Genomic DNA, 11,944 nt, shown 5'->3' with positions numbered 1-11,944 from the left:
ACAGCGGCGGCATTTCCATCAAGCCCGCCGCTGAAATGGACGAGATGAAATTTGACATGTCAGGCGCGGCCAGCGTCCTGGGTGTTTTTCGGGCCTTGGCCGAACTCAAGCCCGCCATCAACGTGGTTGGTTTGATCCCCGCTTGCGAGAATCTGCTCGATGGCCGCTCCATCAAGCCCGGCGACGTGGTCACCAGCATGAGTGGTCAGACCATCGAGATTCTCAATACCGATGCCGAGGGTCGTCTGGTGTTGTGCGACGCGCTGACCTACGCCGAGCGCTTCAAGCCCCGCGCCGTGGTCGATATCGCCACGCTCACGGGTGCCTGTGTGATTGCACTGGGGGGTGTGCGCAGCGGCCTGTTCTCGGTCAATGAGGAGTTGGCCGCGGCCCTGGCCTCGGCCGGGGAGACGTCGCTGGACCTGTGCTGGCGCATGCCGCTCGATGACGATTACGCCGAAGGCCTCAAAACCAATTTTGCCGACGTTGCCAACGTGGCCGGGCGCGCCGGGGGTGCCATCACCGCTGCCAAGTTCCTGCAGCGTTTTGCAGAGAAGTTCCCCTGGGCCCATCTGGATATTGCGGGCACGGCCTGGAAGAGCGGCAAGGAGAAAGGGGCCACGGGTCGGCCTGTGGCCTTGCTGCTGGACTACCTGCTGGCTCAAGCCAAATAGGCAAGTTGACCTGACCCATGACTGAGGTGGCCTTTCACTTCAATGCGCCGGACCGGCTGGCCTATGTCTGCCGTCTGTTGCGCAAGGCCGTGGCAAGTGGTGCCAAGCTCGTCGTGACGGGCTCGCCAGACGAGTTGCAGCACCTTGATCGCGCTCTTTGGACTTTTTCACCCGTCGATTTTTTGCCGCATTGTTTTCTGGACAGTGAGTCCTACGTCGTCGCAGCCTCGCCCGTGATTTTGTCGACCACCACCGTGGCGGTACCGCATCGGCAGGTGCTGATCAACCTCGGTCAGTTCGTGCCCGACGGTTTTGAGCGCTTTGAGCGGGTCATTGAAGTGGTTGGTCTGGATGATGAAGATCGTCAGTCGGCGCGAAGCCGCTGGAAACAATATGCTGATCTTGGTTACGCCATCACGCGGCATGATCTGGCATTGAAAGCGTTGAACTGATGAACCCAACGCCCCGAAATATGCCACGTTTTGTACCCACCTTGACAGAGATCGTCGAACCCTCTTCATTGGCCAGAACGCCGCCGTCGACCGGCTCGGATTTTGACGAAATTACCCAGTCAGTGATGCAGCGGGTTGATCGGGTACTGGATCGTCGTTTACGCGAAGAGGCCGAAGGCGTGCTTCGCAGCCTGGTGACGGAGCAACTTGAAATCATGCACTTGCGGCTTCGGGAAGAGTTGGCGCTTGTGGTGCAACAAGCCGTGGCAGAGGTCATTGCGTTGCGTGGCGATGCGCACTGAGAGAAATGTTTTGGTATTTGCGGGTCGGGTTGGTGTCTACCCTATGTTTCTGGCGTAAAAATTGCGCTATCGTGTCGGGTGTCGAGTTTTTCATTCACTTTTAATAATTCTGGAGTTGTCAATGCAAATGAAATTGAAAATTACTGTGGTCGCAGCTATGGCCGCTGCCGCCGGTGTTGCCATGGCGCAGGACATGGTGGTCAAGATCGGCCACGTTGCGCCGATTTCTGGTGCCCAGGCGACCTATGGTCGTGACAATGAAAACGGCGCCCTGATGGCCATTGATGATCTGAACGCCGCTGGCGTCATGCTCGGCGGCAAGAAAGTCAAGCTGCAACTGGTGGCCGAAGATGATGCAGCCGATCCCAAGCAGGGCACCGCGGTGGCACAAAAACTGTGCGATGCCAAAGTCAATGGCGTCGTGGGTCACCTCAACTCCGGCACCACGATTCCGGCCGCCAAGATCTACCATGACTGCGGCATTCCCATGGTCACCCCTTCGGCGACCAACCCCAGCTTGACCAAGCCGGGCTACAAGACAACTTTCCGCTTGCTGGCCAATGACAACTCGCTCGGCGCGGGTCTGGCTTATTACGCTGCTGACACATTGAAGCTCAAGCGCATTGCCATCATTGATGACCGTACCGCTTATGGCCAAGGTGTCGCTGATATCTTCAAAAAGACAGCTGCATCCAAAGGCATCACCATTGTTGATGAGCAATTCACCACCGACAAGGCGGTTGACTTCATGGCGATCCTGACGGCCATCAAGGGTAAAAATCCGGATGGCGTGTTCTTTGGCGGCATGGACGCGCAAGCTGGTCCCATGTTGCGTCAGATGGAGCAACTCGGCCTCAACAATGTCAAGTACTTTGGTGGTGATGGCATTTGCACCCAGGATTTGATCAAGCAGTCTGCCGGTGCCAAAACACTTGAACACGTCATTTGTGCCGAAGGCGGTGCCTCCCTGGCCAAAATGCCCGGTGGTGTGGCCTGGAAGGCGCGCTATGACGCCAAGTATCCCGGCCAGTTTCAGGTTTACAGCCCCTACGTCTATGACGCCGTCAACGTGATCGTTGATGCCATGAAGCGTGCCGGCAGTGCAGACCCCAAGGTCTACCTTCCCAAATTGGCCGAGACCAATTACAAGGGCATTACGACCAATGTGCAGTTTGAACCTAATGGCGAGTTGAAGAATCCGGCTATGACCATCTACACGTACAAGGGTGGAAAGAAAACAACTTTGAACTGATCCAGTTCTGTGCCAAAAAAAAGCCATCTTCGGATGGCTTTTTTCTGGGCCCTTTGGCTCATGCCAGGGAAATCAGACTTTGCTCGGTTAAAATTCGGGATGCTGGAGCGGTGGATGAGTGGTTTAAGTCACACGCCTGGAAAGCGTGCGAGGGGTCAAACCCTCCGGGGGTTCGAATCCCCCCTGCTCCGCCAGTTGATAAGTCAATACGGGCCTCTCAGAGGCCCGTATTTCATGGTTCTTTTGCCGGGTTCAGCTTCACAGGCGTCCCAGCAGCAAGTACTCCATGAGCGCTTTTTGCACATGCATGCGGTTTTCGGCTTCTTCCCACACCACCGATTGCACGCCGTCAATCACTTCAGCTTGCACTTCTTCACCCCGGTGCGCCGGCAGGCAGTGCATGAACAACGCATCGGGCTTGGCAGCGCGCATCATCTCTTCGTCCACGCACCAGTCAGAAAAAGCCACTTTGCGGGCTTCGTTTTCGGCTTCAAAACCCATGCTGGTCCAGACATCGGTGGTGACCAGGTCGGCGCCGGCGCAGGCCTGCATCGGGTCCTGAAATACCTGGTAGCTGTCGCTTGAACGCAGGCCCGCGATGGACTGATCCACTTCATAACCGGTGGGTGTGCTGACATGCACCTTGAAGCCGAGGATTTCGCTGGCCTGCAGCCAGGTGTTGGCCATGTTGTTGCCGTCCCCCACCCAGGCGACCGTCTTGCCTGTGATCGACCCGCGGTGCTCAATGTAGGTGAAGATATCGGCCAGAATCTGGCAAGGGTGAAATTCGTTGGTCAGGCCGTTGATCACCGGAACGCGGGAGTGTTCGGCAAAGCGCTCGATCTTGGTTTGCTCAAAAGTGCGGATCATCACCAGGTCGACCATGCGGCTGATCACCTTGGCGCTGTCTTCGATCGGCTCGGCGCGGCCCAGCTGGCTGTCACCGGTGGTCAGGTTCACCACGCTGCCGCCCATCTGGTACATGCCGGCTTCAAAGCTGACCCGGGTGCGGGTGGAGGCTTTCTCAAAAATCATGGCCAGTGTTCGATCCATCAACGGTTGATGCCTCTCGTAGGCCTTGAATTTCTTCTTGATCAGGGCGGCTCGCTCAAACAGATAGGCGTAGTCGGGGGCAGTGAGGTCGTTGAATTGCAGGTAATGTTTCATGGCGCGTGGTCGCAGGGCAAGGGTTGGTTGTAGGCGTTCTTCAGCTGGCATCAAGCAACAGCTGCTTGATCAGCGGACACAGGATGCTGACCACTTCGTCGGCCTCTGTCTCGGCCATGATCAGGGGCGGTACCAGGCGGATGACAGTGTCGGCGGTGACGCTGATCAGCAGCCCCTTGTCGGCTGACTGCTGGACCAGGGCTGAGCAGGGCTTGGCCAACTCAATGCCGATCATCAGGCCCATGCCGCGAATTTCCTTGACAGCGCCTGAGGCCAGTTCTGCCGCCAGGACCTGCTCAAACGCAGCGCTCAAGTGCTTGCCCACCCGCGCCGCGTTTTCCATCACGCCATCTTCTTCCATGATGCGGATGGTTTCGACCCCGGCCCGCATGGCCAGCGGGTTGCCACCAAAGGTGGTGCCGTGGTTGCCGGGCTGAAAGATGTGGGCAGCCTTGGGGCCGGCCACCACAGCCCCCACGGGGACGCCCGAGCCCAGGCCTTTCGCCAGGGGCATCACGTCTGGCACGATGCCGGCCCATTGATGGGCAAACCATTTGCCGGTGCGGCCCATACCGCATTGCACCTCGTCGATCATCAGCAACCAGTCACGCTCGTCGCACAGCTGTCGCACCGCCTTGAGGTAGTCCATGTGCATGGGGTTGATGCCGCCTTCGCCCTGGATGGCCTCCAGAAATACCGCCACCACATTGGGGTTGCCGTCGGTCGCGGCCAGAAGACTGTCCATGCTGTTGATCGGCACCCGGATGAAGCCTTCCACCAGCGGACCAAAGCCAGCCTGCACCTTGGGGTTGCCGGTAGCGCTCAAGGTGGCGATGGAGCGGCCATGAAAGGCCTTCTCATACACCACGATCTCGGGCCGGTCAATGCCCTTGTCATGGCCGAACTTGCGCGCCAGCTTCAAGGCGGCCTCGTTCGCCTCCAGGCCGGTGGAGCAGAAAAAGACATTGCTCATGCCCGACAGCTCGACCAGTTTCTTGGCCAGCACCTCCTGGTTGGGCACGTGGTAGTAGTTGCAGCTGTGGATGATTTTTCCAATCTGATCCTGCAGCGCCGGCACCAGCTTGGGATGGTTGTGGCCCAGGGTGTTGACGGCAATGCCACCGAGCGCGTCCAGATACGACTTGCCATTGACATCCCACACGCGGCAACCCTGGCCGTGTGACAGCGCGATCGGCAAACGGCCGTACGTGTTCATGACGTGGGGCGATGCGGCTTCAATAAACGGGGTGGCAGTCATGAATGGGGCTCCAGTTGGTCAGTCGGGGATGGCGCCTGGTCGCTCTGCGTTGCGGCACACGGTTCCCAAGAAAACAAAAAAGCCCGTTCAATGGCGGGCCGTTGAGGAGCAATTCTAGGCGCACACAAAAAAGCCGTCTTGCGACGGCTCCTTTGCTTTGCTTAACAGCGCACCCGTTACAAACGGCGCATTCTCAATTACCTTGGGAATGCGTGCGAGTTGCCTGAAAAATCAGGCGGCGACGGCGACCAGGGCTTTCACCTTGGTCGACAGACGGCTCTTGTCGCGAGCTGCCTTGTTTTTGTGGAAGATGCCTTTGTCAGCCACGGTGTCAACCACGGCTTGCATCTTGGCAAACAACTCGGTTGCCTTGGCCTTGTCGCCAGCGACAACTGCTTTTTCCACGTTCTTCACCGCGGTGCGGTATTTCGAGCGCAATGAGGTGTTTGCAGCGTTGATTTTGACGTCCTGACGGACGCGTTTGCGGCCCGACGCCAGGCGCGGGTTCTTTTTCTTGGGTTTGGTAGATGCCATATTGATAGTTCCTTGTGTCTGAGGATGTTGCCAGCAAAGCCTGCGATTCTAACAGCTGCTGCTGTGACGCAGCTACACTTCGGCCCGTGAGTCTCTTCAAATCTGCGTCCATTGTTTCCCTGCTGACACTGGTGTCACGAATTACCGGGCTGGTGCGCGAACTCCTGATTGCATCGACCTTTGGCGCCAACGCGACCACGGACGCCTTCAATGTGGCGTTTCGCATCCCCAATTTGTTTCGCCGTTTTTTTGCTGAAGGCGCCTTCAGCCAGGCTTTTGTGCCCGTATTGGCCGCCTCCAAGGCGCAGCACGGCGAGGTGGCTACGCAAGCCGTGATCAACCATGCAGCCACGGTGCTGACCTGGGCTTTGTTGGTTCTCAGTGTCATCGGCGTGGCGGCCGCCCCGGCCTTGGTGTGGGCCATGGCCAGTGGCCTGCAGCAGGACCCGCGTGGCTTTGAGATCGCCGTCGTCATGACGCGCTGGATGTTTCCGTACATTGCCTTCATGTCGCTGGTGGCGCTGGGGGCAGGTGTGCTCAACACCTGGAAGCGTTTTGCCGTGCCGGCCGCCACGCCGGTCCTGTTGAACCTGTGCATGATCACGGCGGCCTGGCTGGGCGCGCCGTGGTTCAAAAGTCTGGGGCTCGAGCCGATCTATGCGTTGGCGGGCGGTGTGCTCGCGGGCGGCGTGCTGCAACTGGCGGTGCAGTGGTGGGCCTTGAAAAAACTCGGTCTCGCTCCCGACGTGGGCATGCGCTGGCGTGCACTGCGCGCCGCATGGAGCGACCCCGCGACCAAAAACATCTTGCGCCTGATGGGGCCTGCCTTGTTGGGGGTGAGCGTGGCGCATATTTCAATGCTGATCAACACGCAGATCGCCTCGCATCTGGCGAGCGGCAGTGTGAGCTGGATCACCTACGCTGACCGCTTGATGGAGTTCCCCACGGCCATGCTCGGTGTCGCCATGGGTGTGGTGCTGATGCCGCAACTCGCGGGTGCGCGGGCATCAGGCGACGCGGCCAAATACTCGGCCATGCTGGACTGGGGCTTGCGCCTGGTGGTGCTGCTGGCCGTGCCATGTGCGGTGGCGTTGCTTGTGTTCCCCAAGCCACTGGTGGCCGTGCTGTACCACTACGGCGCCATGACCGACTTTGACGTGCAGCAAATTACCTACGCCCTGATGGGCTGGGGCGTCGGCCTGGTCGGAATCGTTGCCATCAAGGTGTTGGCGCCGGGCTATTACGCCAACCAGGACACCAAAACACCCGTCACCATCGCCGTCGCCGTGCTGGTCATCACGCAGTTGCTCAACTTGGCGTTGGTGCCCGTGTTTGCCCATGCCGCGCTGACACTGTCGATTGGCATCGGCGCCATGATCAATGCCATCTGGCTGCTCGTGGGGCTGCTCAAAAGAGGCAGCTACAAGCCGGAGCCAGGCTGGGGTGTCTTTGTGTTGCAAGTGATCGCGGCCTGCGCCTTGCTGGCGGTCTTTTTGATGTGGGCCAACAACGCTGTCTCCTGGACCGGGCTGCGTGCGGAAAGTTTTAAACGAATTTGGCTTCTAGCCCTCGTCCTTATTGGCTCAAGTGCTATATATTTTGCATCTATCTGGGCAACCGGCCTGAAACTTCGGCAGTTCTTGCGGCGCTGAATTGTTCTTCGCTGCTTGGACCGTGACGTTAAAAAGCCGTCGCTCCCTGACAGCGAGCGACGGCTTCTTGTCTTGTTATCGGTGATGGCTTAACTGCGCGGGGCTTGCACCATCTTCATCGCTGAGGAGATCAACGCCGACACTTCGGTCATGTTGCTGGGCACGATCAGCGTTGTGGAGGCATCAGCCGCCACTTTGGAGTAGGCGTCTACCGCTTTCTCCGCCACCTTGAGTTGCACGGCCTCGGCGCCGCCGGGCTGGCGAATGGCTGCCGCAATGCGTTCAATCGCCTGGGCAGTCGCTTCAGCCACGGCCAAAATGGATTGCGCATCGCCCTGGGCCTTGTTGATCACCGCCTGCTTTTCGCCTTCAGAGCGGGCAATGAAAGCTTCACGCTCGCCAGTCGCAATGTTGATCTGCTCCTGGCGACGCCCTTCCGATGCGGCAATCAGCGCGCGCTTTTCACGCTCGGCGGTGATTTGCTGCTGCATGGCATGCAGGATTTCTTTCGGTGGCGTCAAGTCCTTGATCTCATAACGCAGCACCTTGACACCCCAGTTCAAAGCCGCCTCGTCAATCGCCTGCACCACCTGGGCGTTGATGATGTCGCGCTCTTCAAAGGTCTTGTCGAGTTCGAGCTTGCCGATGACGGAGCGTAGCGAGGTCTGCGCCAATTGTGAGATCGCCATGATGTAGTTGCTGGAGCCGTAGCTGGCACGCATGGCATCGGTCACCTGGAAATACAAGATGCCATCGACCTGCAATTGGGTGTTATCGCGCGTGATGCAGACCTGGCTGGGGATGTCAAGCGGCACTTCCTTGAGCAAGTGCTTGTAAGCCACCTTGTCGACAAAGGGCACCAAAAAGTTCAAACCCGGCATCAGTGTGCCGTTGTACTTGCCCAGCCGCTCGACGACCCAGGCGTGTTGTTGGGGAACGACCTTGACCGACTGCGTGACAAAGATCACCGCAATGACGAACAGGATGACTGCAACTTCCATACTTAACTCTCCAAAAAATCAAAAAAAATTACAACTTCTCGACCACCAGGCGGCTGCCGACCACTTCCACAATTCGGTGTAGGCCCGGCGCTGAGACAGCGCCGGGACGCAGCGACACGTTCCACGCAGCGCCGCGGTATTTTGCAGTGCTGGTGCCGTCTTCGTTCCACGCGTCAACCTGCAGGGTTTCCCCCACGTCCAGATTGACATCCCGGTTGGCGCCTGCGGGCAAGGCGGGCGGCTGGTGCTTCTTGTAGCTGCGCCAGGCCACGACCAGGCCACCGCCCAGCACGGCGGCCACCACCAATTGCACCGGCACCGTGGCACCCAGATGGGCGGCAATGGCGCCGCCCACCAGGCCCAGCGACAACATCAGCAAATAAAAGGTGCCGGTCAGCAGTTCGACGGCGATGACCGACCCTGCCAACAGCCACCAGATCGTCGATTCAGCCATGTTTGTTTCCAATTGTGTTGCCCTTGCCACATTCTGCGGCAAAAGTCGCCGTGCGCACGGGCTGTGAATGGATAAGTCCTTACACTTCGCGCCTTATTCATGAAATTGTTTTGTGCGTGGCTGGAGTTACCAATGAAATTTCGCTTTCCCATCGTCATCATCGACGAAGATTTCCGCTCTGAAAACACCTCCGGTTTGGGTATCCGGGCGCTGGCGCAGGCCATCGAGTCAGAAGGTCTGGAAGTGCTGGGTGTCACCAGCTACGGCGACCTGAGCCAGTTTGCCCAGCAGCAAAGCCGCGCCAGTGCCTTCATCCTGTCCATTGACGATGAGGAATTCACGCCTGGCCCGGACCTCGATCCGGCCGTGGTGGACTTGCGTCACTTCATTGAAGAAGTGCGGCGCAAGAATCTGGACGTGCCGATCTACATTTATGGCGAGACCAAGACCTCGCGCCACCTGCCCAATGACATTCTGCGTGAACTGCACGGTTTCATTCACATGTTCGAGGACACGCCCGAGTTCGTGGCGCGGCACATCATTCGCGAAGCGAAAAGTTACCTTGAAGGCGTGCAACCGCCGTTCTTCAAAGCCTTGCTGGATTACGCCGAGAACGGCTCCTACTCCTGGCACTGTCCCGGCCACTCGGGTGGCGTGGCGTTTCTGAAAAGTCCGGTGGGGCAGATGTACCACCAGTTCTATGGTGAAAACATGCTGCGCGCGGACGTGTGCAATGCGGTGGAAGAGCTGGGCCAATTGCTGGACCACGACGGCGCCATTGGCAAGAGCGAGCGCAATGCCGCGCGCATCTTCAACGCCGACCATTGCTTTTTTGTCACTAACGGCACCTCTACCAGCAACAAGATGGTGTGGCACCACACGGTGGCGCCCAACGACGTGGTGGTGGTGGACCGCAATTGCCATGTGTCCATCCTGCACGCGATCATCATGACCGGAGCCATTCCGGTGTTCTTGAAGCCCACGCGCAACCACTTTGGCATCATCGGGCCGATCCCCAAAAGCGAGTTTGAGCCGGCTGCCATCAAAGCGAAGATCAAGGCCAATCCCTTGATCAAGGAACATTTTCCGGACGCCGACCTGAGCCAGATCAAGCCGCGCGTGCTGACGCTGACCCAGTCCACCTATGACGGTGTGCTGTACAACACCGAAACCGTCAAGAACATGCTCGACGGCTATGTGGAGAACATCCATTTTGACGAAGCCTGGTTGCCACATGCGGCGTTTCACCCGTTCTACGGCACCTACCATGCCATGGGAAAGAAGCGCACCCGGCCCAAGCACGCGATGGTGTACGCCACGCAGTCCATTCACAAGCTGCTGGCCGGCATCAGCCAGGCCAGCCAGGTGCTGGTGCAGGACTCACAAACCGTCAAGCTCGACAAGCACCTGTTCAATGATGCCTACCTGATGCACACCAGTACCAGCCCGCAGTACAGCATCATCGCCAGCTGCGATGTGGCCGCCGCCATGATGGAGCCGCCCGGCGGCACGGCGCTGGTCGAGGAAAGCATCGCCGAAGCGCTCGATTTCCGCCGCGCCATGCGCAAGATTGACGAAGAGTACGGCGCCGACTGGTGGTTCAAGGTCTGGGGACCGGACAAACTGGTTGACGAAGGCATTGGCCGCGCCGATGCCTGGGTGATCAAAGGTGAGTCCGCCAAAGCCAAAGCCGGTGTCAACTGGCACGGCTTTGGCAAGATGGCCACTGGCTTCAACATGCTCGATCCGATCAAATCGACCGTGGTCACGCCCGGCATGGACCTGAACGGCAAGTTTGCCAAGACTGGCATCCCGGCCAGCGTCGTCACCAAGTTCCTGGCCGAGCACGGCGTGGTGGTGGAGAAGACCGGCCTCTACAGCTTCTTCATCATGTTCACCATCGGCATCACCAAGGGCCGCTGGAACAGCATGCTGACGGCCTTGCAGCAATTCAAGGACGACTACGCCAAGAACCAGCCGATGTGGCGCATCCTGCCCGAGTTTTGCCAGAAGTACCCCAAGTACGAAACCATGGGGCTGGCCGACCTGTGCCAGCACATTCACCAGCTTTACGCCAAATACGATATAGCGCGCCTGACCACCGACATGTATTTAAGCGACCTGACGCCGGCCATGAAGCCCAGCGATGCCTACGCCCACATTGCGTTGCGCAAAACCGAGCGCGTGCCGATTGACGAGCTGGAAGGCCGCATCACGGTGGGCTTGGTCACGCCTTACCCGCCTGGCATTCCGTTGTTGATTCCGGGTGAAGTGTTCAACAAGAAGATCGTCGACTACCTGAAGTTTGCCCGCGAGTTCAATACCCAATGCCCCGGCTTTGAAACCGACATTCATGGCTTGGTGGAAGAGCAGGAGGCCGACGGGCTGCGGCACTACTACGCGGATTGCGTCAAGTCCTGAGTCGAGAATGACGTAGAAAGCTATAAATTAGATAGCTTTATATACAATAAGGACGGGGGCTACAGCCTGATTTGATCAAGATTCAACGACCGCCACGGCGGTCTGGCTGACGCCGCAATCGACGTACGAAATCTGCCCGGTCATGCCTGACGCCAGGTCGCTGAGCAAGAAAGCGGCCACGTTGCCGACTTCTTCAATCGTCACGTTGCGCTTCAAAGGCGATGCGCTGGCGGATATGGCCAGCAGGCGGCCAAAGTCCTTGATACCGCTTGCCGCCAAAGTCTTGACGGCGCCCGCGCTCACGCCATTCACGCGCATGCCGCGTGGGCCGATCGCGTCGGCCAGGTAACGCACCGACGACTCCAGTGACGCCTTGGCCAGCCCCATGGTGTTGTAGCTGGGCACCACGCGCACGCCACCCAGATAGGTGAGGGTAAGCAAGGACGACTTGTCGTTGAGATAGGGCAGGGCGGCCTTGGCCATGGCCGGGAAACTGTAGGCGCTGATGTCGTGCGCGATGCGGAAATTTTCGCGCGTCAATCCATCCAGAAAGTTACCGGCAATGGCTTCGCGCGGTGCGTAGCCGATGCTGTGCACGAAGCCATCAAATTTGGGCCAGTGCGTGGCCAGATCGGTGAACAGTTTGTCAATCTGGGCATCGTCTGCCACATCGCAGTCAAACACCAGCGTGGACCCAAAATCGGCCGCAAACTCGGTGATGCGCTCCTTGAAGCGCTCTCCCACGTAGCTGAAGGCCAGTTCAGCCCCTTGTTGGTG

General features: G+C 58.7%; 12 protein-coding genes and 1 tRNA gene. 7 read left to right on the top strand and 6 right to left on the bottom strand.

The annotated features are described in order from the left end of the window. The 5 genes from GZ093_RS17640 to GZ093_RS17620 all read left to right on the top strand — a co-directional run. The coding region (locus tag GZ093_RS17640; protein ID WP_296488529.1) for a leucyl aminopeptidase at window positions 1-674 on the top strand (674 nt) is incomplete at its 5' end. Window positions 675-691: 17 nt separating this feature from the next. After that, window positions 692-1,126, top strand: a complete 435-nt coding sequence (locus GZ093_RS17635) for a DNA polymerase III subunit chi (RefSeq protein WP_296488526.1) — start codon at window positions 692-694, stop codon at window positions 1,124-1,126. A gap of 20 nt (window positions 1,127-1,146) precedes the next feature. Beyond that, window positions 1,147-1,428: a hypothetical protein gene (locus GZ093_RS17630; protein ID WP_296488525.1), complete on the top strand. Its 282-nt coding sequence runs from the start codon at window positions 1,147-1,149 to the stop codon at window positions 1,426-1,428. 121 nt (window positions 1,429-1,549) lie between these two features. Next, window positions 1,550-2,680, top strand: a complete 1,131-nt coding sequence (locus tag GZ093_RS17625; RefSeq protein ID WP_296488523.1) for a branched-chain amino acid ABC transporter substrate-binding protein — start codon at window positions 1,550-1,552, stop codon at window positions 2,678-2,680. 104 nt (window positions 2,681-2,784) lie between these two features. Then, a tRNA-Ser gene (locus GZ093_RS17620) sits at window positions 2,785-2,874 on the top strand. A 64-nt stretch (window positions 2,875-2,938) separates the two neighbouring features. Here the strand turns inward: GZ093_RS17620 and argF are convergent. The 3 genes from argF to rpsT all read right to left on the bottom strand — a co-directional run bounded on the left by argF (window position 2,939) and on the right by rpsT (window position 5,639). After that, entirely contained in the window at window positions 2,939-3,847 is a 909-nt protein-coding gene (argF, locus tag GZ093_RS17615) for an ornithine carbamoyltransferase (protein WP_296488522.1), read from the bottom strand. A 40-nt stretch (window positions 3,848-3,887) separates the two neighbouring features. After that, window positions 3,888-5,105, bottom strand: a complete 1,218-nt coding sequence (locus GZ093_RS17610; RefSeq protein ID WP_296488520.1) for an aspartate aminotransferase family protein — start codon at window positions 5,103-5,105, stop codon at window positions 3,888-3,890. A 231-nt stretch (window positions 5,106-5,336) separates the two neighbouring features. Then, a complete protein-coding gene (rpsT, locus tag GZ093_RS17605; protein ID WP_296488519.1) occupies window positions 5,337-5,639 on the bottom strand; it encodes a 30S ribosomal protein S20 in 303 nt (100 codons plus the stop codon). An 86-nt stretch (window positions 5,640-5,725) separates the two neighbouring features. On the opposite strand from rpsT, the gene murJ reads away from it, so the two are divergent. Further along, window positions 5,726-7,291, top strand: coding sequence for a murein biosynthesis integral membrane protein MurJ (murJ, locus tag GZ093_RS17600; protein WP_296488518.1), 1,566 nt, complete (start codon window positions 5,726-5,728; stop codon window positions 7,289-7,291). 89 nt (window positions 7,292-7,380) lie between these two features. Here murJ and GZ093_RS17595 read toward each other — a convergent pair whose 3' ends face one another. After that, complete coding sequence (locus GZ093_RS17595; RefSeq protein WP_296488516.1) at window positions 7,381-8,292, bottom strand: stomatin-like protein; 912 nt, start codon at window positions 8,290-8,292, stop codon at window positions 7,381-7,383. 28 nt (window positions 8,293-8,320) lie between these two features. Next, the gene (locus GZ093_RS17590; RefSeq protein WP_296488514.1) at window positions 8,321-8,746 is read right to left on the bottom strand and encodes an NfeD family protein; all 426 of its coding nucleotides are present in this window, start codon (window positions 8,744-8,746) and stop codon (window positions 8,321-8,323) included. 132 nt (window positions 8,747-8,878) lie between these two features. On the opposite strand from GZ093_RS17590, the gene GZ093_RS17585 reads away from it, so the two are divergent. After that, window positions 8,879-11,167 carry an arginine/lysine/ornithine decarboxylase gene (locus tag GZ093_RS17585; protein WP_296488511.1) on the top strand — a complete coding sequence of 763 codons (2,289 nt, stop codon included), beginning with the start codon at window positions 8,879-8,881 and terminating at the stop codon, window positions 11,165-11,167. A 75-nt stretch (window positions 11,168-11,242) separates the two neighbouring features. Here GZ093_RS17585 and GZ093_RS17580 read toward each other — a convergent pair. Continuing rightward, a partial coding sequence (locus GZ093_RS17580; protein ID WP_296488509.1) for an SDR family oxidoreductase occupies window positions 11,243-11,944 on the bottom strand: 702 nt, incomplete at its 5' end.

The sequence above is a fragment of the Rhodoferax sp. genome (genome assembly GCF_010365055.1).
Taxonomy (GTDB): domain Bacteria; phylum Pseudomonadota; class Gammaproteobacteria; order Burkholderiales; family Burkholderiaceae_C; genus Rhodoferax.
Note: the sequence above shows the minus strand (reverse complement) of the source record. Positions and strands in the feature narration are given on the sequence as shown.